Below are 21,483 nucleotides of genomic sequence, written 5' to 3' on the forward strand. Positions count from 1 at the left end.
CCGGTGGCGTCACGGAGCTGTTCAAGCTTGTCCGCAACCTGGGCGGGTGAGCCGACGAACTGCGCCGCGCCACCGCACGCCGGCGACCGCGCGGATTAGAGGGACACCGCGGCGCGGCGGAGCCAGAGCTCCAGGCTCACCAGGCTGAAGAGGATCTTATGGTGGTCGTGGCGGCCGGCGCGGTGCTCGTCGACGAGCTCGCGGACCTTGTCCGGGCGCAGCAGCTGGTACAGCTGGGCGCCGGGGTTCAGCAGGGCGCCGGTGATCATGCCGGACGGGGACTCGCGGTACCAGTGGTCGACGACGTCGCTGGCGAAGGCGCGCTTGCGCCGGTGCACGATCTGCGGGGGCAGGTACGCCCGGCAGACCTGCTTGTGCAGCCACTTCCGCGTCCCGAGGCGGATCTTGTACGACGCCGGCAGGCGGCCCGCGTACTCGATGATCTCGTGGTCGAGGTACGGCGTGCGCAGCTCCAGCGAGTGCCACATGGACAGCTTGTCGGCGGTGAGCAGGAGTTCGTCGGGCAGGGAGTGCCGGACCTCGAGGTACTGGAAGCCGGCCAGCTCGCCGGCGCCCGCCAGGCGCGGAAGCTGATCGGCCCAGCAGGACAGGATCGTGTCCCCGGCGCCGGGCGGCAGCACGTCGTCGCGGAACAGCGCGTCGACCGACTCGCCGGGCAGCAGCGAGAACGCGCGCTGGTAGCGGCGGGTCCGGTCGGTCTCGCCGAGGGAGTACAGGCCGCGGCGCACGGTCGCGGCCCGCGGCAGCCGGCGCAGCAGCGAGCCGGAGGCGGCCCGCACAGGGCCGGGCACGGCGCGCCACGCGGCGCCGTAGCGCAGGCCGAGATGGCGGGCGTACCCGCCGAACAGCTCGTCGGGGCCCTGGCCAATGAAGGCGACCTTGACGTCCTCGGCGGCGCGGCGGCACACGTGGTACAGCGCGACGGTCGACGCGGTGGCGATCGGCTCCTCGAGCGCGTCGACCACGGTGGCGAGGTCGGCCTCGAAGCCGGTGCGGTCCAGGCGCACGTGCGTGTGGCGGGCGCCGAAGCGACGGGCGGTGCGCCCCGCCTCGGCGACTTCGTCGTTGGGGTAGCTCTCGCCGTAACCGACGGTGAACGTGCGCCACCGCTCGCCGTGCTCGGCCATCAGCGCCAGCAGCAGCGCCGAGTCCACGCCGCCGGACAGCAGCAGGCCCACGGGCACGTCCGCCATCAGCTGCCGGCGCACGGCGGCGCGATACCGTGCGAGCAGCTGCTCCCGCGCCTCGGCCATGCGCGGCGGCCGGTCGAACGGCACCGGCTCGTAGTCCCAGTAGTCCTGCACGCTGACCCGTCCCGCCTCGGTGAGGTCGGCGACGAGCTTGGTGCCGGCGGCGAGCCGGCGGACCCCGGCGTGCACGGTCAGCGGCGAGGGCGTGTAACGGTAGCGCAGGAAGAGGTTGACGGCCGCCGGGTCGAGGCTCGCCCGGCCGCCCCCGGCGGCGTGCACGGCACGCAGCTCCGAGCCGAACACCAGCTCGTCGCCGTCGAGGCGGTAGTACAGCAGCTTCACGCCGGCCCTGTCGCGGGCCAGCAGCAGCCGCTGCCGCTCGCCGTCCCACACGGCGAGCGCGAAGATGCCGTTGAGGCGGGCGAGCACGTCGTCGCCCCATTCGCGATACCCGTGCAGCACCACCTCGGTGTCGACCTCGGTGTGGAAGCGGTGCCCGAGCCGTTCGAGCTCGCGCCGCACCTCGCGGTGGTTGTAGATCTCGCCGACGACGACGGCGGCGGTGCGCCCGTCGCCGGAGATCAGCGGCTGGTGCCCGCCGCCGAGGTCGACGATCGCGAGCCGGCGGAAACCGAACCCGATCGGCCCGTCGGTGTGGAAGCCCTCATCGTCGGGGCCCCGATGGGCGATGCTGCCCGCCATCGACAGCAGCCGTCCCGGGTCCACCAGTCCGCCACGCAACTTGAGTACGCCAGCGATTCCGCACATCAGTCAGGCCCCCGCCCTGATAGCCGATCATGCCCCACAGCCGCCGCCGCTGCTCACCCCGCAGGTATGCCACGGCGTCGCGGTCCAGCGCCGGCTCCGTGCCCCGCGCGGCGGCGGCGACGTATCCGGCAAGCATCAGCGCGCCGCTGAGCAGGTACGGCGGCTGCACGACGGCCCGGTAGGCGCTCACGGCGAGCTGGAACACCGGGTCGTAGCGCAGGCCGCGGTTGGCCTGCCCGCGCACGAACCACGCCCGCAGCGCGCCCTTGTTCCGCGACAGCACCCGGCCCTGGTGGCGCACGGGCAGCTCGAAGCGGGTCGACACCTCCCAGCCACGCATCCGGGCCATGATCTCGGCGACCGAGTCCTCCCCGCCGAGCCGCACCGGCCGCAGGCCGCCGATGGCCTCGAAGACCTCCCGGCGGAACATCTGCGTCGCGCCGGAGACGCTGTCGGCGCTGATCCGCTGCCGGACGCCGCGCCCGTCGTACTCCTCGACGAGCTGGCCGCCGGCGATGCCGAGCCGTGGCGCACCCGCGAACACGCCCAGGAGCCGCTCGAAGTAGTCGGCGTCGACGGCGATGTCGGCGTCGAGCGTGCCGACGAAGTCGTACTCCAGCCCCTCCAGCCGCGCCAGCCCATCGCGCACGGCGAACACCTTCGAGGCGAAGTCGGCCGGCCGGCTCGCGGTCCGCCGCACGAGGGTGATCCAGTCGGCACCCTCGATGTGGCGGCGCACCACGCCGGCGGTGTCGTCGGCCGAGCCGTCGTCGACGATGACCCAGTGAAGCGGCGGCCACGTCTGGGCGCGCACGCCGGCGATGGTGCGCACGAGCCGCTCGCCCTCGTCGCGCGCCGCGGTGACCAACACGTATCGGGGACGGGAACCGGGGTAGGCAAGCGTGCGCTGCTCAGCCATGCCGCTCCAACGCAAGCACACCCGATCCAAGGTCGCCGAAGGATTTACTCCTGTCGTGGCAGTCTACGAAGCAGACATTGACGGCCACAACTCACCGTTCGGCCCTGTCTTTCCAGCGCGTCGACCAATACCGCCGGGACTAGCACTTCGGCGGCGGGTTGGCCGCCGCGGTGGTCACCGTCGTGGTGGAGGGTTGCGGGGACGACTCCGGGGAGGCCGCCGCGGAGGACTCCACGGTGGACGGTGACGGCGACGCAGCGCCGTAGAGCGGTGTCTGGGTCTGCTGGAAGTCCTTCTGACCCAGCGCCAGGTCGGACACGAGCGCCTGGTGGCCGTACCCGTCGGAGATCCGCAGCGTCACCGGGACACTCAGCGCGCCCGACGGGCCCGTCCACGTGTTGTCCTCGCCGTGGCGCAGGGCGGTGAAGCCCGACGGCGTCTGCAGCTCCACAGTGGACAGCGAGTTGCCGTGGTTGTCCACCACCACGCTCAGCGACGAGCGGGCGGTGCCGCCGCTGAGCTTCACCCGCAGCGGCCCGACCTGGGGGTCGCGGACGGTGGCGTACGTGATGGGGATGATGCCGGCGCTCAGCGCGCCGATGCGGGCGAACGCGCCCTTGCCGAGGTCGACCTTACCGGCCGGGCAGCTCGGGCACATGTCCACGACCTGCACGCGGGTGGTGCCGTTGGGCCCGGTCACGTCGAGGTAGGTGCCGCACGCGCTCCCGCCGGCGTACTCGGCGCGCCCGACCGCCGCGTACGCGCCCTCCGCGGGCGTGCCGAGGTTGCACATGCCGTTGCGACCCGCGGTGTAGTACGACGCGGAGCCGCCGGCCGCGCACGCCGCGTTGCCGCCGACCTGGGTCACGAGCACGACGGCCACCACGGTGGCGACGACGGCGGTGGCGGCGGGCAGGATCCAGCGAAGGTGACGGCGATGCACGTCCGGGATTGTACGGTCTGGTGATCCACACGCCTGGAGTTCCCGTCGCCGTGGCCGGCAACGACGCCGGTGTGATCCACACCACGCGATCGAAGGTCGAATGTTCGGCCCCGAAGTACCGCCCGATGGTCCCCGTGCTGCGCGAACTCGCCGGCCGCCGGACCAGCCCCTGTCCCGCCTCGGGAAGCTGGAGATCTTCCGCCGGCTCGACCTCGCCGAGGAGCGGTTCGCGGCCATGCTTGACGGCCGGTACATATGCGAAGGTATGCATCGTGACGATGGTGGAACTCGCGGTCGGCTGGCTGGCGTCGCACCTGTGGAGCCGCGGCCGGGCCGAGCCGGCCGAGCCGGGGGTCGAGGAGCAGCTGCGCGGGCTGGCCGGGCTGGTCCACGCGAAGCTGGACGACGATCCCGCGCTGCGCAGCCTGGAGCTCGAGGCCGTGGAGTCGCCCACACCGAGCGCCGGCACCCGTCGCCGTGTGGTCCGCGCCCTGGAGGACGCGGTGTGGACCGACCCGCACTTCGGCGAGGCCCTGGCCGCCACGGTGCAGCGCCTGGGCCCGGTCATGCCCCGGCCCGCCGACTGACCGGCGCTCGGCCCCGGCCCTTCCGGGCGCGGACCAGGCGCGCGACGCGGCCCGTCAGGCGGCCGGGCCGATCTCGTGGGACCCCGCGATCGGGCCGGTGCTGACCCGCGTGCCGCCCCGCGCTGGAATGTGGCCGGTCTGCGGTCAGGCGGCTTTGCGGGCGACCCGGGCGCGGAGGCGGTCACGGGTCGCCGGCCAATCGGCGGCGACGATCGAGAACATCGCCGAGTCGCGCAGGCGGCCGTCCTCGCCGGGGGCCCGGGACTGCGACCAGTTGCGAAGGACGCCCTCGAACACGGCGCCGGTCGCGGCGATCGCCGCGCGGGAGCGCTCGTTGCGGGCGTCGGTCTTCAGGTCCACCCACGCGACCTGCCACCGCTGGAAGGCGTGGGTGAACAGCAGCAGCTTCGCCTCGGCGTTGAGGCCCGTGCCCTGCGCGGCGCCGGCCAGCCAGGTGAACCCCACCTCGACCGCGCTCAGCCGCTCGGTGCCCGGCCAGAAGCGCGGATCCCAGTAGGCGGTCGCCCCGACCGCGCGCCCCGTGGCGAGGTCGATCTGCGCATACGGCCACAGGCGTCCGGTCTCCTGCCGCTGGCGCATCCCGGCGAGATAGGCGGGAATCTCGTCGGGCCGGGGCACCCACGTGAAGCCGTACGTCGTGCGATCGCCGGACACGGCCTCGGTCAGGTCGGCCGCGTGGCCGGGCGAGAGTGGCTCCAGCCGCACCAGGGTGCCCTCAAGCACCGGACCCTCAAGACGGAACGTCACGCCAGCACCATACGTGGCGGGCGCGTCCGTTTCCGCCCCGGCGACACCGGCCCGGGGTCAGGTCGTCCCAGCGGCCAGCAGTTCGGCGTTCAGGTCCGCCGGGCATTCCCAGAGGGCGCGGGTGAGGCGGGCGTTGCTGCCGCTCCAGATCATCCGCAGGCGGCAAACACCGTCGCGGGTCTCGACCGCGACCATGGGTTTGGCCTGCTGGTTCAGTCCCTTCAGGCCGAACAGCGCGATCGGTTCGCCCGCCGGGCGCCGCGCCGAGCGCCGCTCGTCCTGCCAGACCCGGTACGCGGCGGCCAGCCGCCACGGTGCGCAGTCGCGCAGCTGCTCGTACAGCGTCTTGACCCAGGTGTCGGTGTACTGCGCGTGCCGGTAGCTGATCGGATAGCCCGCGAGCAGCGCGGCGAGCTCGGCGTCGACGTCGACGCCGCACAGCGTGAGCGCGTCGGCCAGCGCGTGCCGGTCCAGCAGCGCGACGACGGGCCGCGCGTGTTCGGCGTCCGGCACCTGCCACCGCCGCGCCGCGACGGCGTCGCGATGGGCCGTGCTCCACAGCCACGGCAGCCGGTCCCACCGATGGTCCTGGTTCGCGCCGATCAACGCCTCGACGCTGACGGCCAGCTCGTCGCCGTCGGCCCGCACGGCGAGCCACGGCCCGCGCTTGCTCAGGCCGGCCTCGTACCCGGCGAGCGCGACGACGGCATTGCCGACGTAGCGGCCGGAGCGGTCGCGGGGGAAGTGGAAGCAGAGCTGGGCGTGGTCGAGCTCGGCCAGGTGCGCGGCGAGGACCGGGCGCTGGTGCGGCGGCACGGCGGAGTCGTCCACGGCGAGGCGCACCCGGGCGGCGGCCGCCGCCGAATGCCGGGCGCCGACCTGGCGGGCGAGCACGGCCCGCCTGCGGTCCGCGTCGGCGGCGGGCGGGGTGCTGCGCAGCGTGTCCCGATAGCCGTGCCACAGGCGGATCGCGTCGACCACCGCCTCCTCGACCCGGATGAGCAGGCGCGGCGCCCAGACGGCCGGCGGATCGCCAGGGCCGTCGCCCGGCCCCTCCAGCGTCGTGACCTCGAAGACGACGTCGCCGGCGAGGTCGTACTCGAGGTCCACGTCGCGCACCCACGTGTGGCGGTCGGCGGACAGCCCGCCCTCGCCGGGCGGCACGGTCCGGCGCGCGGCCACGGCGGTGACCTGCATCCGGCCGGCGCCGGTCGGCTCGTGCACGACCAGGCCCGTCAGGCCGCCGGGCGCCGAGCCGTAGAGGTCGTAGTACGGCACGAGCGTGTCGAACACGGCCTCGATGCCGACCTCGCGCAGGCGGGCCGAGATGCCGGCCAGCAGTTGCTCGCGAAGCGAGCGGTGCCGGTCGAAGGGCTGGAACATGCGCGCGATCCTGCCACAGCGCCCGTCGCGGTGCTCGCCCCAAGCCGCTACTGCCGCTCGGCGCAGGCCGGCGCGTGCTCGCTCAACCACTGCATCGCCGACGGCAGCGCTTCGGCGTCCTCGTCGGCGCCGCATCCGGAGCACCGTTTCGTGAGGTATCCGGACAGGTTCATCTCGATCCAGGCCTGTGCCCCGCCGGCGGTCGTGAGGACGTCCGACACGATCTCCCGGTACTCTTCCATGCCGCGATCCTCCCGCCGGACCGCGGTCGTTCCCGGCGCCGAAGTGCCGCCATATCCCCACCGGGCGGCACAACCACCCGCACAATCGCCCACATCGGGTGACGTCACCATCCGGTGCGCCCGGCACGCCCGGTGCGCCCGTTCGGACGGGTTGACAGGGGCAATCGCGTCCTTCAAATTATCAGGAAACTTTACAGTTTACCTGGAGGACGTCGTGCATCGTCCCACCCGCCACGCCCTGTTAGCAGGCGCGATGGCCCTGACCACCGCCGCCCTCGGTCTCATATGGGCCGCCACCGCCTCGCCGGCCGGTGCCGCCGTCGTGAACCTCCAGGACGTGGTGCCCGTACCCGTGTCGGTCCAGCCGGCCGCCGGCGTCACCTACACCCTGCCGTCCACAGCCACGATCCAGACCGCGTCCGGTTCCGGGCCCGCCACCGACGCCGGGAACTACCTGGCCGGCGTTCTGCGGCCGTCGACCGGCTACGCGCTGCCCGTCGTCGCGGCGAGCGGCACGCCGACGAGCGGCATCGCGCTGCTACTGTCGGGCGCCGACGCGAGCGTGGGCACCGAGGGATACCAGATCGACGTCACCGCCGCGTCCGTCATCGTCCGGGCGCAGACCCCGGCCGGGCTCTTCCACGGCGTGCAGACGCTGCGTCAGCTGCTCCCGCCGCAGATCGAGGCGAGGACCGTCCAGAGTGGACCGTGGACGCTCGCGGGCGGGCGTATCGTCGACTACCCGCGCTACGGCTACCGCGGCGCGATGCTCGACGTGTCGCGGCACTTCTTCGGCGTGGACGTCGTCAAGCGATACCTCGACGAGATCGCGCAGTACAAGATCAATACCTTGCACCTCCACCTCTCCGACGACCAGGGCTGGCGCATCGTCGTCGACGCGTGGCCGCGGCTGGCGACCGTCGGCGGCAGCACCCAGGTCGGCGGCGGCGCGGGCGGCTACTACACCAAGGCGCAGTACTCCGACATCGTCGCGTACGCGACGGCCCGGCACATCACGATCGTGCCTGAGATCGACATGCCCGGGCACGTCAACGCGGCGCAAGCCTCCTACGCCGAGCTCAACTGCAACAACACGGCCCCGGCGCTGTACACCGGCATCAACGTCGGGTTCAGCTCACTGTGCGTGAACAAGGAGGTCACGTACACGTTCGTGCAGCAGGTGCTCAGCGAGCTGGCCGCCATCACCCCCGGCCCCTACCTGCACATCGGCGGCGACGAGGCGCAGAGCACGACGGCGGCGGACTACCGCACCTTCATCAACCGCATCCAGCCCTACGTCGGCAACGCGGGCAAGACCGTGATGGGCTGGCACCAGATCGGGCAGACCGACCACACCGCGAACCGGGTCGCGCAGTACTGGGGCACCGGCACCTCCGACGCGGACCTCAGCGCGGCCGTGAGCAAGGGCGACAAGATCCTGCTGTCGCCGGCGAACAAGACGTACATCGACATGAAGTACAACAACCAGACCACGCTCGGCCTGAGCTGGGCCGGCCTCATCGAGGTGCAGACCGCCTACGGCTGGGACCCGGGCGCCTACCTGTCCGGCGTGCCGGCGAGCGCGATCATCGGCGTCGAGGCTCCAATGTGGTCGGAGACGCTCACGAAGCTCGCCGACATCGAGTACATGGCGTTCCCGCGGCTGCCCGCCATCGCCGAGCTGGCGTGGTCACCGCAGGCCGCGCGCAACTGGGACACCTTCAAGGTGCGGCTGGGCGCGCAGGGCCCCCGGTGGACGCTGCAGGGCATCAACTTCTACCGCTCCACCCAGGTTCCGTGGGGGACGCTGCCGTCCAACCCCCCGTCGGCGTCGCCCTCAGCCTCGGCATCAGCGTCGCCCTCGGCATCGGCATCGCGCTCGCCCTCGGCGTCGCCGTCCGCCTCCAGCTCCGCCCCGGCCGGTGCCCTCGCCAACGGCGGCTTCGAGAGCGGATCCCTGTCACCGTGGACCGGCGCCAGGTGCTCCGTCGTGGCCAGCCCGGTCCGCTCGGGTACGAAGGCACTCGCCGGATCGGTGACCGCGAGCGACACGGCGCAGTGTGAGCAGACGGTGACGGTCCAGCCGAACCGGACGTACAAACTCAACGCCTACGTGCAGGGCAGCTACGTGTACATCGGGGCGACCGGCACCGGCGTGAACGTGAGCACCTGGACGCCGGGCACCGGCAGCGCGTACGCCCCGCTGAGCGTCACGTTCACCACCGGCGCCTCGACGACGTCCGTCACCGTGTTCGTCCACGGCTGGTACGGACAGCCGTCCTACTACGCCGACGACTTCACGCTGACGGCCAGCTGAGCGACGCCCGCGGACACCGATCGTCGCCGGCGTGCCACCCGATGCGGGAGGCGCGCCGGCGACGCGCCGTCAGCGGGCGATGACCAGGTTGGCCATGTCGACCACCGGCCGGTAGCCCGATTTTCCGCCCGTCGATGGGCACCGACCCGGACGGGCACACGGACTCAGGTCCCGCAGAAGTTGCCGACATCGACCGGCAGCGTGAAGGTACCGCTGCCCCCGCCCGTGGAGATCAGGCCGTTCGGGCCGGCGAGTTCCGAGCCCGCACCCGTCAGTTTGATCTCCATCCAGGCGGTCTGGCCGGCGTCGTGCACCTTCACCGTCCCGTTGAACGGCGCGGAACTGTTCAGCGCGCCGAAGCCCGTGATCGTGCTCGACGTGCCCTTGAGCACCCCGGAGATCGGACCGGTACCGTCGGCCTTGACGTCGGCCTTGGCGCTGCCCGTGTACGTCCATCCGGCCTCTCGAGAGCCGGCCTTGCCAGCCAGCTTGATGTTCCAGATGCCGGCCGGGCCGTCGCACACCGTGCCGGTGAACGTGATTCCGCTGATCGTGGTGTCGATCCGGTAGTCACCGCCATAGTCGGTCACCGGGAAGGCCTTGCCGAACTCGTACCAGCCACCGCGCTCCAGCGCGCTCAGCGCCAGCTTGATGGCGCCAGCCGCCCAGCCGGCCGGGCCGCCGACCACGACGGTCGCGACGATGCCCAGCGCCTCGAACAGGTCTTCCCAGTAGTCGTCCGGCTTGCTGTTGTAGGTACCCGCGAGGTAGAAGGTCTTCTCCACCTTCTTGGCCGTGTCCGGCACCTGTTTGGGCTGCCGGTGGCCGATCACGGTCGCCGCGGCCTGCCCCTTGTCGTTCGTCTTCTCGTAGGCCACCCCGACCGGCGTCGCCTGGTCGATCTTGACCAGGGGCAGCCCGTTGGACGCCGCGCTGAACCCGTCCCCCGGCTTCCACACGACCTCGGCGTTCTTCACCACTCCGCTGCCCTTGAACGAGAAGTCCAGACCGATCACGGAGAGGATGCTCCGGAAGCAGTTGGCGACCTCCCAGCCCTCGGTGTCGAACTTGAGGGTCACCTTCACCACGGCCTTCGCCCCGTCCTGGCTGGCGCTGCGGGTGCGCTCCAGCTTCTCCGGTGACATCTCCATCGTCGGCTTGAAGAACGCGCCGGCGACGATGAGCTTCGCGAAGCCCAGCACGGTCGAGACGACCAGGCCCAACGCCTCCGCGCCGAACTTGGCCAGCCCGGCCTTCGCCGCGGCCTTCGCCGCGGCGTTCACCCCCGCCGCCGATCCCAGATCACCCAGCCGGTCGTAGATGAAGTCGTCGACGCCCTCGGACGGGGTGACGGCGCAGTCGAGCGCCGATTCCCCGGCCAGCCGGTAGCCCCCCTTGCCCGCGGCGTGCCCGGCCGGCTTCGCCGTCGCGCCGCCGCGCGGCGCGGCCTTCACCACGTCCTTCGGGAACGCCGCCTGGATACTGGTGGTCAGGCGCAGCAGCAACAGCGTGGTGGCCACCGGGCTGAGCCGTACCGCTGCCGGGTCGGCGACGTCCTTCGTGAGATCCCGCGGCGTGGCGCCGCGCTTCTCCAGCTCGATGACGAAGGTCGCGATGAAGGCATCGGTCGCGTTCTTGCCGGCCATCGCGGTGCGCAGGTCCGTGAGCAGGCCGTTCATGATCGCCTTCTCGTCGAGCTGCGCCCGCGGGTCCAGCGCACCGATCGCCGCGGCCAGCATCGGGGCCATCAGCAGCCGGCTGTCGCCCCGGACCTGCGCCGAGGCGAGCAGGCCGATCTCACCGGCCTGCAGCGTCTGGCCGATGGCCGGGTTCGCCGGGCCTCGGAAGACCTTGCCGTTGGCGCCGGTGATCGTGATCCCGGCGAGGTTGACCGCGGTGGCCAACGCGGCGGTTCCCCCGGGGCCGCCCTTCATCACCAGGTCGGCGAGGGTGGCGGCGGCGGCAGTGTCGCCGGCGTTGACGGACACCGGTGCGCCGATCCGCTCGGTGTCGATGCCCGTGGTCGCGAATCGTTGGTTGCCGTCGCGCTTCGGCTCGGATGACGGCTTGGCGCCACAGCCGGCCAGGATCATCCCGGCCGTGACGAGCAGCGCCACCGCACGTGTCGCGGGCCGCCACGAAGCCGCCCGGACGGTGGAAACACTTGTCGATGTCATGTCGCTTCTCGCGCCCGGGATGCTCAGCGACCGACCGCGATCTTGCCGACCGTGACGGAACGGTCCTTGTCGAAGGAGAGCGGTGCCACGTTCGCGATGACCAGCACATGCAAGAAGTACGGCTTGCCCTCCGGCAGCACCAGCAGTCCGACTTTGTCAGCCCAGACCGCGTCCTTGCCGACCCCGCTCACGGGGGTGCCGTTGTAGGACTTCTTGGTGCTGTCCCACTCTCTGGCCGGGCGGGCGGTGATGTTGACGCTCGCGCCGTCCGTTCTGGTGTAGGTGCAGCCGCCCAGCAGGGAGCCTTCGGCCTTCTGCGGCGTCGGCTCCAGCCCCGGCTTGCCGAGCACGGTGGCGGCGTCGGCCGGCGTGAACAGGGCGCAGGTGTCCACCGGTGCGGCCGCGGCCGGGCCGCCCCCCGCCTGGGCGGCCGTCGGGGCTGCTGGCGGGGCACTGACCGCTGGTTCGTCCGATCCGCCGCAGCCGGCCAGCGCGAGCGCGCCGACGAGTCCGGCCGTGGACGCGAACGTTCGCACCGTTTTACGCATTGCGTTCTCTTTCCTTCCTGATCGCCCGTAGTCACCCGGCACGGACGCTCAGCGCGGCCGACCCGGTCACGTGGCGGGCCTGCGCGTACGTGACAAACCACACCAGCCAACCGCGGACAGGCACCCGGCGAACAGCGGGAAATCCCCTGTCCCCGCCGGCGGCAGGCTGGCCATAGTTGATCTTCACAACTATGGTCGGCCGATGATGTACGGTCGCGAGCGCGAGTTGGCCCGGCTCGAAGGGGTGGTCCGGGCCGCCCGGACGGGGCGGGCCGAGGTGCTGGTGCTCGCCGGGGAGCCGGGGATCGGCAAGACCGCGCTGCTGGACGTGGTGGCCCGGGAGGCCACCGGGATGCGGGTCCTGCGCACCACCGGCATGCCGACCGACACGCGCATCGGGTTCGTCGGCCTGGCCGATCTGCTGACGCCGATCATCGCTCACCGGGAACAGCTGCCCGCCACCCAGCGCACCGCGATCGAACGTGCCCTCGCCCTGGACCAGGCCGTGCCCGCGGAACCCGTTTCGGACGGCCGGCTCGCCCTTCGGGTCGCCACGCTGGCGCTGCTCGCCGCCGCCGCGGAGCAGCAGCCGACCCTCGTGGTGGTCGACGACGCCCAATGGATGGACCAGGAGACCATCGACGTTCTGGGCTTCGCGGCCCGCCGGCTCGCCGCCGATCCGATCGGCCTGCTGTTCGCCGTGCGCACGACGCTGGACGAACCACCGGCCTCGGGGCTGGCCGGCTTCCCGGTGCTTCACCTGGCCGGGCTCGACCCCCAGGCGAGTACCGAGCTGCTCGCCGCCACCGCACCGCAGCTGAGCGAACCGCTCATCCGGGAGGCGGTACTGAGCACCGCCGCCGGCAACCCGCTGGCGCTGCGGGAGATACCCCAGCTGCTCGGCCCGGACACGCTGAGCGGCGCGGTGCTCGACCGGCCGCTCCCGGTCGGCGAGGCGATCCGGCAGTCGGCGGGTCGGGTGCTCGCCGGGCTGACCGAACGCAGCCGGATGGCCCTCGTCGTCGCCTCGGCCTCGCAGGACGCGCATTGGGCCGATGTCGGCGCCGCGCTGTCGGAACTCGGATTGTCCCGCCACGACCTGGAGCCGGCCGAACACTGCGGCCTGATCCACCTCGACGCCGAGCCGGGGTTTCGCCATCCGCTGGTACGGGCAGCGGTCTACCACGAGGCACCGCCGGCGACCCGCCGCAGCGCGCACCGGGCGCTGGCCGCCGCGGCCGGGCCCCAGGCCGTCGAGACGCGCGCCGGCCACCTGGCCTCCGCCGCCATCGGGCCCGACCCACAGGTGGCCGCGGCGCTGGCGGACGCCGGTTGTGTCGCGCGTACCCGCGGAGCGTGGCAGTCCGCCACGATCGCCTTCCGGCGGGCGGCGCACTTCGCCACCGACCCGGACCTGCGCATCGCCCATCTGCTGGCCGCCGCGCAGACCGCGCTGCTCATCGCGGCGCCGACGGCGGCCCAGCTCGCCACCGAGGTGGCCGCCTCGGCACGGGACCCCCTGACCCGGGCCCGGGCCCAGCGGATTCTGGGCGCCCTGTGGAACATCAGCGGCGACGCCCGCCGCGCGACGACGCTCTTCACGGCCATCGCGGACCGCATCGCCCACCTCGACGCGGAGTTCAGCATGCTGCTGCGCCTGGACGCGAGTGCCTCCGCGCTGCACTGCGGCGACTACGAGCTGGCCGACGCCGTGACCCGCGACGCCGTCGAACGGTCCGGGTCCACCAGCGCTGAGCTGGTGCTGGCCGCCCGCATCGCCCGCGGATGGGCACGGTTCTGCCGGGCCGAGGCCGACCCGGATGAGCCCTTCGGCGTGCCGTTGCCACAGGTACTCGCCCGCATCCCCGACGGCCCGGGAGTGTTGCCGTTCGCCGCGCTCACGTTGCCCTGGCTGGAGTACTACGACCAGGCGCGGGACGTGCTGGAGCGCATCGAGCGCGAGTACGGCGACAGCGTCCCACCCGACCGGATGGCCTTCTCCCGGATCGTCGACGCCGACCTCTGCTTCCGTACCGGCCAGTGGACCACCGGGTTCGCCACGGCCGCGGAGGCCGTCCGGCTGGCGGGCGACCTGGGGCACCGCAACATCCAGGCACGGGCGCTGACGCTGCAGGCACTGTACGAGGCGGCCACCGGACGCGCCGGCGACTGCCGTCAGCACGTGGCGGAGGCGGTCGAGATCGCCCAGTCCGCCCAGCTGCTGCCCGTCGAGGTCTACGGCGCCGCGGCCCTGGGCCTGCTGGCGTCGGGCAGCCGGGACTACGAGAGCGCGCAAGTGCAGTTCGGCTTCGTTCGCGCCGGTCTGGAATCGTGCGGCGCCCGGCACCCCGGCATCATCCCCTGGGCCGCCGACCTGACCGAGGCGCTGTACCGGACCGGCGCCACCGCGTCGGCGGCGCGGTTGCTGGCCGAATACGAGCAGCGGGTCGCCCGTACCCGCTACCGCACCGGAGAGATCGAGATCGCCCGCTGCCGGCTGGTACTCGGCCAGATCGACGACGACCTCGAACACCGCGTCGACAGGCTCGCCTACGGCAGTGCGGTCCCGGCGCCCTTCGAGCAGGCCCGGCTGCTCCTCGCGTACGGCGAGCACCTGCGGCTCAACGGCCGGCGCAGCGCGGCCCGCCGACCGCTGCGCGACGCGGGAATGATCTTCGCTCGGCTCGGCGCCGTACGGTGGGCGGACCGGTCCACCGCCGAGCTGCGTGCCGCCGGCGGCCGCGCCGCACCGCCGAGCAGCTCGCCGATCGGGCGGCTCAGCCCGCAGGAGCTCCAGGTGGCGCGGGAGATCGCGCGCGGCCTGCGCAACCGGGAGGCCGCGACCGCGCTGTTCCTGAGTCCCAAGACGGTCGAGGGCCACCTGAGCAGCATCTACCGCAAACTGGGAATCCGCTCCCGGGCCGAGCTGATCGCCCAGATGGCCGGCGCGGCCCGGGACTGACCGCCCCGGCCGGACGATCAGCGGGGTAGTGGGCTGGTGCCGAGTCCCTTGACGCTGGCGCGGAGGGTGTCGTGCGCACCGGACGGGTCCGGTGCTTCGGTGACGACGCACAGCCCGTTCTCGCGGGACAGCGAACCGGCGCGCAGGTCGGCGCGTTGCTGGAGGTCGGGCAGGCCGAGGTACTTGGCGGCTGCCTGCTGGCAGGCGGAATCCAGGTCGTCGCCGGGCGGCACGACGCCGACGAACTCGGCGGCGTGACTTTCCGTGCATTCGCCGTACAGGAAGTACCCATCCTTGTCGCTGACGAGGCAGGTGACGGCCAGCCGCCGGTCGCCGCGCATGCCGTCCTTCAAGCTGCCGACGCTGCCGACCGTGCGCCCGTCGGTGCCGGCGGTCTCCGCGAGTGCGCAGAGCAGCTCGCCGCTGCTTTGGTCGGTGTTGCGCAGGAGTGCGTAGACGGTGCGGGACTGCTCCCACGGCCCGCCGAGGAACGACTCGGCCTCCTGCCGGCAACGCTGCTCGCCGCCGGCGGTCGTGAGGATGGAGATCGCCTCGAACTCGTGCGGTTGGTCGCAGCCGACCGGCTGCACCCCGCCAGCATCGGGCAGAGCGTCCGCCTTGACGAACGCCGTGTAGCAGCCGAGGGTGCCGGCGGTGGACGTCTCCCGCCACCACAGGAACACCGCGCCGACGACGGCCAGCACCAGGACCGCCACGAGAATCTTCGTCCGCACGGTGCAGGACACTAGCGGCCGGAGCTGTGACGATCAACCGTATTCGATCTCGGTACCGGCGGTAAGCATGCCCGGCCGACGCCACCGTCAACCAGCGGCTGACGGTGGCGGTTCACGGCCTCGTAGCCGGTCACCAGATGCTGCGGGTTGTCGTCGTCTTACTCGAAGCGGGTCGTCGAGATCTCGGTGTTCTTACGCGCCGTGCGGAACGTGCCGGCCACTGCGGCGGCGGCGAGCAGGAGGCTCACGGCGAGGGCGAGGAAGTAGGATCGGTCCGGCCAGCCGACGGTACGGCGTCCCTGGGTGAGGCCGGCGACGACGCACCAGGCGACCAGGAACCCGAGCCCGACGCAGAGGGCGAAGACCGTGGCGAGGGGAAGCGCGGCCTCGGCGAGGATGACGCGCCGTACGGTCGACACGGGCATGCCCATGAGCCGCAGCAGGCCGAGCATCCGCTTGCGGTCGAGAACGGCGGCGGTGGTCGAGACCGCCAGCGAGACCGCGGAGATGACGGTGGCCACCAGGATGCCCAGACCCGCGAGGCCGGCGTAGCGGTTCGCCGTCGTCTCCAGCGCCGATGCCGCCAGCTCGGTTCGCGTCGCCGGCGGCAGCACCGTTCGCAGTCCGCTGCGCAAAACCGCGGTGCGGGCGCGTTCAGTCGAACTCGCCGTGCCGTCGGTGGCGACCAGAAGGATCGCCGGTGTGGTGCCGGGTGGCGCTGCCGCTGAGACGATCGGCGGGCCGCCCTCGAAGTAGTCGCTGGCGACTCGCACATGGCCGGCTCCGGCGGGGACGGGCAGCCCGAGCCACGCGGCGTCAGACGCGGCGAAGACGTATCCCTCCTCGGGGTGGGAGTAGCCGATCACCGCGACCGTGACTCCCGGGGTGCGGGCGACCCGGGACGCTCGCGTCATCGCCGCGTCCGCTTCAGTGGGCCGGATGCCGAGACGGGCGACCACTGTGGATGTTGGGAGCCGGTCGGCGCCGTCGGCACGCGCGGATTCGCCGGTGACGGTGGTGACGGCCGCCGCGAACACCGACACCATGAACACGGCCGCGACCAGGCCGCTGACCGCGCGGAACGTGGCCCGCGGGTGCCGGCGGATCCGGTTCATGGCGATGACCCCGGCCGTGCCCCGGACCCCGCGGGCCGCGAGGTGGGCCACCCAGAACGTCAGCACCGGTCCGGAGGTCACCAGCCCGAGCGAGACCAGCAGAAAGCCCAGGACGAGGAGCACTGCCGTGCCGTGGATCGGCGAGTCGAGCAGGGACTTGAGCGTGACGCCCAGCATCAGCGCCGCACCGGCGACCAGCGGCGCGACGGCAAGGGCTGCGGGACGTCGTTCGGAGCGCTCGCGGCTGACGCCGAGTGGCCCGATCCCGGCATGGGCGGTGCGCCACCACGCGACGGCGGTGGAGACGGCGACGACGCCCGCGACGACGGCGACCACGGTGAAGGGCGCCACGGTCAGGTCCGTACGGAAGAACCGGCCGTCACCCACCTCGATCCTGGCGGCGACCGGGATGAGTAACCAGGCCAGGACGGCGCCGGCGAGGGCGCCGGCGAGGCTGGTCACGCCGGTCTCGACGGCGGCGATGTCAGCGACCCGTCGGGGTGTGGCGCCGATGAGGCGCAGCGCGGCGAAGCGCTCGGCGCGCTGGGCCGCACCGAGGCGCGTGACGATCCCGACCAGTATCAGGACCGGCAGCAGGATGGCGATCGCGCCGATGATCGCGACCGTACGGTAGGCGACGCTCGGATACGCGGCACCACGGAACCCAGCGATGGACCAGACGCCGAATTGGGAATCACCCGACACGCTGCCGCCTCGCGACGGATCCAGGTCGCCGGCCGCCGTCCCCGCCACGACGACCAGCGAGTCGGGGCCCGCCAGCCCCGCGTCGCCGATGATGCCGGCCCTCGTGCCGTAGCGGGCGCCGAGCTCGTCGGCCGGGTGGGCGTCGATGAGGGCGGCCAGCGCCGGAGAGGCGTAATACGTGCCGGCCCGCGGAGCGCGCCCGACCCCGGGTACGGCCACGGTCGAGGCCGGCGACGCGGCGACGTCGACCCGGGTGATCGTCCGTCCCATGAAGTAGTCCGACACGGTCTGCGCCAGCACCGTGTCGTCGCCCGGTGCGGCCGCTGCGGGGTCGCCGACCTCCCGGGCCGACACCCCGGAGCTCAGCGTGGTCCAGGTCGAGCGTTCGGTGCGGGACGCGAGGCCGTCAGACGCGCCCCACAGCAACAGCAGCAGCATGACGCCGACCGCGACACCCCCGGCCATGCCGGCCAGCCTGCTCCGCGCGCCCCGGCCGCCGGCCGTGACCAGCCTCGCCAGCGAGAAGAGGCTCATCCGGCCGGCCCTGCGAACGTGACCCGTCCGTCGCGGACGATCATTTCCCGGTCGGCGTACGCGGCCGTGCGCGGGTCGTGGGTGATAAGCACGACCGTGGTGCCGGTCGCCCGCGCCGCCTCGGTGAGGGCGAGCATCACGTGCTCGGCGGCGAGTGAGTCCAGCGATCCGGTCGGCTCGTCGGCGAACAGGACGGCCGGCTCGGTGACCAGCGCCCGGGCCACAGCGACACGCTGCGCCTGGCCGCCGGACAATTGCGTCGGCAGCTTGCCGGAGTGCTCGGCCAGCCCGAGTCGCTCGAGCCACGCACCGGCCATTCGCAACGCCTCGCGACGCCTGGTGCCCGCCAGCAGCAGGGGAATCGTCACGTTGTCCACAGCGGACAGGTCGGGCAGGAGCTGGCCGTGCTGGAACACGAACCCGAACTCGCCCAGCCGCAACCGCGAGCGGCCCGCCTCGTCAAGGGCGGTCAGGCGGACCTGCTTGTAGTCGACGGTGCCGTGATCGGGGACCAGAACACCGGCGAGCACGTGCAGGAGCGTGGACTTGCCCGAGCCGGACGGCCCGGTGATCGCCACGACCTCCCCGGCGTGCACATCCACGTCGATGCCGCGCAGGGCCTCGGTCAGCCCGAACCTCAGCCACAGCCCGCGCGCACGCAGCAGCGGAACCGGTCCTCCTCCGGCCGCCCGCGACGGCGCGCCCATCACCTCGACCTCGCTCACCTCGCCATCTCCGCCCGCAGCTGAGAGAGGCGCGACGCCGTCAGGTCGATCCAGCGCAGGTCCGCCTCGATGTGGAACAGCGCGTGGTCGCACGCCAGCACGATCGCCAGGCGTGCACCCCGCTTCTCCTTGGTCAGCTCACGCATCCGGGCCATGTGCCGGGCGCGTTGCAGGTCCAGCAGGCGGCCGGCGTCGTCGCCGAGCAGCAGCGCGATGATCGTCTTTGCGAAGAGGTCGCTCTGGAGGGTCTCGGACGGCACCTCGGGAGTGAACATCCACTCCTGGACGCGGCCGCGTCCCGCCGGGGTGATCCCGTACCGCTTGCGGTCCGGCCCGGCCCCCGCCTCCTCGCCGACCATCTCGATCCAGCCGTTGCGGATCATCCGTGTCAGGGTCGAATACACCTGCCCGAACGCCAGCGGCTTCTTCATGCCGAACCAGCGGTCGTAGCTGTTCTTCAGGTCGTAGCCATAGCTCGCACCCGTTCCCAGCAGCCCGAGCAACACAGTGGTGTTGTCCACGGTCCGTGACTATACACGTCATATCTACATGCGATATCTACAGCGGTGCGAAAGAGGCGCCGGAAGGCTGGTCCGACGCCTCGCTGTTATGGGCGGGGTTCGAACCCGCGAGCCACGCATCGGCTCGAGGCGCAAGTGCACTGACCAGCGCCAATGTCGCTCACAGAAACTGCGCGGACCTGGAAGAGCGGTTCGGCGCCGGGATCAGGTGGTGGTGCCCAGCAGCGAGCGGGTGACCGCTTCGGCCTGGGACAGCATCTCGTCCAGCGCCTGGTCGAGGTCCGCGTCGGCGGGGGCGTGTCCGGCGTCGGCGGCGATCAGCACCGCGCGGCGCAGGAGTTCCTTGGCGAACGACGCCGTGACGCCGTCGGTCCGGTCCGCGGCGCCCTCCAGCGCCGCCACGGTGAACGGCAGGTCCCGGGCGTAGAGCCGCATGAGGCGACGGCGGGCGTCGGCGTCGGGCAGCGGGATCTCCACCGCCAGGTCGACGCGGCCAGGGCGCTGGGCGAGTGCCGGTTCCAGCACGTTGATCCGGTTGGTGGTGAGCAGGAACGCGACGTCGGCGTCGTCGCCGAGGCCGTCCAGCGTCTCCAGCACGGTGAAGAGCAGCGGCTGGGGGCCGGCGTGCCGGTCGCGGCTGTCGGCCACCAGGTCGCAGTCCTCCAGCACGACGAGGGCGGGTTGCAGCGCCCGGGCCATCCGGGCGGCCTCCGCGACGTACGCGATCGCCGGGCCGGCCAGCAGCAGCACGGTGAGCTCCGGCAGCGCGCCGAGCAGGTAGCGCACCGTGTGGGTCTTGCCGGTGCCGGGCGGGCCGTAGAGCAGCATCCCGCGCTTGAGGTGCTGGCCGGCCGCGCGCAGCAGCTCACGGTGCTCGGCGATGCCGGCGACGTGGCGGCGGACCCGGTCCAGCACACCGGCCGGGAGGATGATCTCGTCCTGGCCCACCGCCGGTCTGCGGTGGAAGGTGATCTCGCCGACGCCCCGCTCGTAGGAGGACCCGCCCAGCGACAGCACCTGCCCGCGCAGCACCGACCGGTGCAGCATGAGCGCGCGAACGGTCGCGATCAGGCCCGCCGCCACGCCCTCCGCCGGGGTCAGGATCTCCATCCGCGCGGTGAGCTGGCCGAACCTCGGCTCCGCCGAGCGTTGCAGCACCGCGACCGCAGCCCCGTCGTGGGCGAACAGGCGCAGCCCGAAGGTGACCGCCTGGCGGGCGGTGTCCGGGCCGGTGGCGATGCTCGTGTAGTCGACCGCGGCCACGGGGAACTGGCCGTAGCGCCCGGCATGGTCGAGGATCTCGCTCAGCGACTGGTGGCGGCGCTGCTCCCCGCCACCGACCCCGACCAGCCGGTGATGCTCCGCGCGCTGCTGCACCTCGCTCAACGCGATGTCGAGATCGACGAACAGCTGCGCCGGGACGTCCTCGGTGATCACAGGCAGCCGCCGCGGATCGGCGCCCAGGTGCTCGCGCAGCACCGGAAGCAGCGCCTCGCCGTCGTCGTCCCGGCTCTGCCGATGCTCCTGCACGACCTCGTCCAGGAACGCCTGGAAGGCCGCCACGAAGTCCGTCGTACGCTCGTCCACCGAATCCCCCGAAGTCCGTCACGCATCCATCTGTCTATATGCACGGTCCGTATCGTGACGGACCGGCGCCACGGCGGCAGCCGATATCAGTCGCCGAGGCGGGCATGCAGCTTGCGCAGGTGGGCCTCGACCTGGGCGCGGTCGTACCCGCGCAGGACCGGGACCAGGTCGGCGTGCTCCAGGTCGGCCCGGACCTGCGCGCGCTGGGCCGGGTCGCCGCTGAGCAGGGCGTCGGTGGCACGGCGCAGCAGGTTGTCGACGTGGCCCTGGTCGTAGCCGCGCAGCACGAAGGAGAAGTCGGCGCGGTCGCCGCGACGGGCGATGCGGTTGTCGAAGCGGCCGCCGGCGTAGCGCTGCAGGGCCTCGGCGATCTCGTCCTGGCTCTGGCGGACGTCGTCGAGCTTGAGCACGACCCGGTCGCCGGGCTGCAGGACCAGGTGCGGGCCCGAGGTGGCCGGCGGGGTCGGCTCGTCGAGGACGACCTGCTCGATGGCCGCCCACTCGACGAGGCCGTCGCGCGTCGTCACGCCCTGCTCGGAGATCGCGAACTGGAAGGGCCGCAGCTCGTCGCGCACGAGCACGGCGCCCAGGGCCAGGGCCAGGGCGGCGCACACGGCGTAGAACACGGTGGACCCGACGTTGGCGGCTCCCCACGCGCAGACCAGGCCGACCAGGCCGAACACGACGATGAGGAGGGCGAGCCCGAGGGACCGCCGCCTGCGCTGCAGCTCCATGTG

General features: G+C 72.5%; 17 protein-coding genes. 3 read left to right on the top strand and 14 right to left on the bottom strand.

What is annotated here, in order from left to right; translation table 11 throughout:
• Positions 1-95: 95 nt before the first annotated feature.
• The 3 genes from asnB to AB0367_RS31610 form a co-directional block, all read right to left on the bottom strand.
• The gene (gene asnB / locus AB0367_RS31600; RefSeq protein ID WP_366230132.1) at positions 96-1,937 is read right to left on the bottom strand and encodes an asparagine synthase (glutamine-hydrolyzing); all 1,842 of its coding nucleotides are present in this window, start codon (positions 1,935-1,937) and stop codon (positions 96-98) included.
• Complete coding sequence (locus AB0367_RS31605; protein ID WP_366230133.1) at positions 1,876-2,898, bottom strand: glycosyltransferase family A protein; 1,023 nt, start codon at positions 2,896-2,898, stop codon at positions 1,876-1,878. The genes asnB and AB0367_RS31605 overlap by 62 nt, the downstream gene beginning before the upstream one ends.
• A 139-nt stretch (positions 2,899-3,037) precedes the next feature.
• A complete protein-coding gene (locus tag AB0367_RS31610) occupies positions 3,038-3,841 on the bottom strand; it encodes an expansin EXLX1 family cellulose-binding protein (RefSeq protein ID WP_366230134.1) in 804 nt (267 codons plus the stop codon).
• Between the two features lie 272 nt (positions 3,842-4,113).
• On the opposite strand from AB0367_RS31610, the gene AB0367_RS31615 reads away from it, so the two are divergent.
• A complete protein-coding gene (locus AB0367_RS31615; protein ID WP_366230135.1) occupies positions 4,114-4,428 on the top strand; it encodes a hypothetical protein in 315 nt (104 codons plus the stop codon).
• A 144-nt stretch (positions 4,429-4,572) separates the two neighbouring features.
• Here the strand turns inward: AB0367_RS31615 and AB0367_RS31620 are convergent, their stop codons facing one another.
• Genes AB0367_RS31620 through AB0367_RS31630 form a run of 3 tightly spaced genes read right to left on the bottom strand, consistent with a single transcriptional unit; the run spans position 4,573 to position 6,821 of the window.
• Positions 4,573-5,196, bottom strand: a complete 624-nt coding sequence (locus AB0367_RS31620; protein ID WP_366230136.1) for a GNAT family protein — start codon at positions 5,194-5,196, stop codon at positions 4,573-4,575.
• A gap of 57 nt (positions 5,197-5,253) precedes the next feature.
• Positions 5,254-6,579, bottom strand: coding sequence for a hypothetical protein (locus AB0367_RS31625; protein ID WP_366230137.1), 1,326 nt, complete (start codon positions 6,577-6,579; stop codon positions 5,254-5,256).
• A 47-nt stretch (positions 6,580-6,626) separates the two neighbouring features.
• Complete coding sequence (locus AB0367_RS31630; protein ID WP_366230138.1) at positions 6,627-6,821, bottom strand: hypothetical protein; 195 nt, start codon at positions 6,819-6,821, stop codon at positions 6,627-6,629.
• Between the two features lie 253 nt (positions 6,822-7,074).
• Here AB0367_RS31630 and AB0367_RS31635 point away from each other — a divergent pair, with 253 nt between their 5' ends.
• Positions 7,075-9,138, top strand: coding sequence for a family 20 glycosylhydrolase (locus tag AB0367_RS31635; RefSeq protein WP_366230139.1), 2,064 nt, complete (start codon positions 7,075-7,077; stop codon positions 9,136-9,138).
• A 164-nt stretch (positions 9,139-9,302) separates the two neighbouring features.
• Here AB0367_RS31635 and AB0367_RS31640 read toward each other — a convergent pair whose 3' ends face one another.
• Together AB0367_RS31640 and AB0367_RS31645 are read right to left on the bottom strand one after the other, a co-directional pair.
• Positions 9,303-11,315, bottom strand: a complete 2,013-nt coding sequence (locus AB0367_RS31640) for a hypothetical protein (protein ID WP_366230140.1) — start codon at positions 11,313-11,315, stop codon at positions 9,303-9,305.
• 23 nt (positions 11,316-11,338) lie between these two features.
• Positions 11,339-11,863, bottom strand: coding sequence for a DUF3558 family protein (locus AB0367_RS31645; protein WP_366230141.1), 525 nt, complete (start codon positions 11,861-11,863; stop codon positions 11,339-11,341).
• Between the two features lie 202 nt (positions 11,864-12,065).
• Between AB0367_RS31645 and AB0367_RS31650 the strand changes: the two genes are divergently transcribed.
• Positions 12,066-14,825: a LuxR family transcriptional regulator gene (locus tag AB0367_RS31650; protein WP_366230142.1), complete on the top strand. Its 2,760-nt coding sequence runs from the start codon at positions 12,066-12,068 to the stop codon at positions 14,823-14,825.
• A gap of 17 nt (positions 14,826-14,842) precedes the next feature.
• Here AB0367_RS31650 and AB0367_RS31655 read toward each other — a convergent pair whose 3' ends face one another.
• The 6 genes from AB0367_RS31655 to AB0367_RS31680 all read right to left on the bottom strand — a co-directional run bounded on the left by AB0367_RS31655 (position 14,843) and on the right by AB0367_RS31680 (position 21,480).
• Positions 14,843-15,559 carry a septum formation family protein gene (locus AB0367_RS31655; protein WP_366230143.1) on the bottom strand — a complete coding sequence of 239 codons (717 nt, stop codon included), beginning with the start codon at positions 15,557-15,559 and terminating at the stop codon, positions 14,843-14,845.
• A gap of 158 nt (positions 15,560-15,717) precedes the next feature.
• A complete protein-coding gene (locus tag AB0367_RS31660; RefSeq protein WP_366230144.1) occupies positions 15,718-17,913 on the bottom strand; it encodes an FtsX-like permease family protein in 2,196 nt (731 codons plus the stop codon).
• A complete protein-coding gene (locus tag AB0367_RS31665; RefSeq protein ID WP_366230145.1) occupies positions 17,910-18,638 on the bottom strand; it encodes an ABC transporter ATP-binding protein in 729 nt (242 codons plus the stop codon). The genes AB0367_RS31660 and AB0367_RS31665 overlap by 4 nt, the downstream gene beginning before the upstream one ends.
• Positions 18,635-19,159, bottom strand: coding sequence for a PadR family transcriptional regulator (locus tag AB0367_RS31670; protein WP_366230146.1), 525 nt, complete (start codon positions 19,157-19,159; stop codon positions 18,635-18,637). The genes AB0367_RS31665 and AB0367_RS31670 overlap by 4 nt, the downstream gene beginning before the upstream one ends.
• A 204-nt stretch (positions 19,160-19,363) precedes the next feature.
• A complete protein-coding gene (locus AB0367_RS31675) occupies positions 19,364-20,746 on the bottom strand; it encodes an ATP-binding protein (RefSeq protein WP_366230147.1) in 1,383 nt (460 codons plus the stop codon).
• Positions 20,747-20,832: 86 nt separating this feature from the next.
• Positions 20,833-21,480: a hypothetical protein gene (locus tag AB0367_RS31680; protein WP_366230148.1), complete on the bottom strand. Its 648-nt coding sequence runs from the start codon at positions 21,478-21,480 to the stop codon at positions 20,833-20,835.
• Between the last annotated feature and the right edge of the window lie 3 nt (positions 21,481-21,483).

Source organism: Dactylosporangium sp. NPDC051484 (assembly GCF_040689395.1).
Lineage (GTDB): Bacteria > Actinomycetota > Actinomycetes > Mycobacteriales > Micromonosporaceae > Dactylosporangium.

Coding starts and splice junctions, on each gene's coding strand:
- AB0367_RS31650 (WP_366230142.1), top strand. CDS start 12,066: ATGATGTACGGTCGCGAGCGCGAGTTGGCCCGGCTCGAAGGGGTGGTC.
- AB0367_RS31630 (WP_366230138.1), bottom strand. CDS start 6,821: ATGGAAGAGTACCGGGAGATCGTGTCGGACGTCCTCACGACCGCCGGC.
- AB0367_RS31640 (WP_366230140.1), bottom strand. CDS start 11,315: ATGACATCGACAAGTGTTTCCACCGTCCGGGCGGCTTCGTGGCGGCCC.
- AB0367_RS31660 (WP_366230144.1), bottom strand. CDS start 17,913: ATGAGCCTCTTCTCGCTGGCGAGGCTGGTCACGGCCGGCGGCCGGGGC.
- AB0367_RS31680 (WP_366230148.1), bottom strand. CDS start 21,480: ATGGAGCTGCAGCGCAGGCGGCGGTCCCTCGGGCTCGCCCTCCTCATC.
- AB0367_RS31625 (WP_366230137.1), bottom strand. CDS start 6,579: ATGTTCCAGCCCTTCGACCGGCACCGCTCGCTTCGCGAGCAACTGCTG.
- AB0367_RS31635 (WP_366230139.1), top strand. CDS start 7,075: ATGGCCCTGACCACCGCCGCCCTCGGTCTCATATGGGCCGCCACCGCC.
- AB0367_RS31645 (WP_366230141.1), bottom strand. CDS start 11,863: ATGCGTAAAACGGTGCGAACGTTCGCGTCCACGGCCGGACTCGTCGGC.
- AB0367_RS31605 (WP_366230133.1), bottom strand. CDS start 2,898: ATGGCTGAGCAGCGCACGCTTGCCTACCCCGGTTCCCGTCCCCGATAC.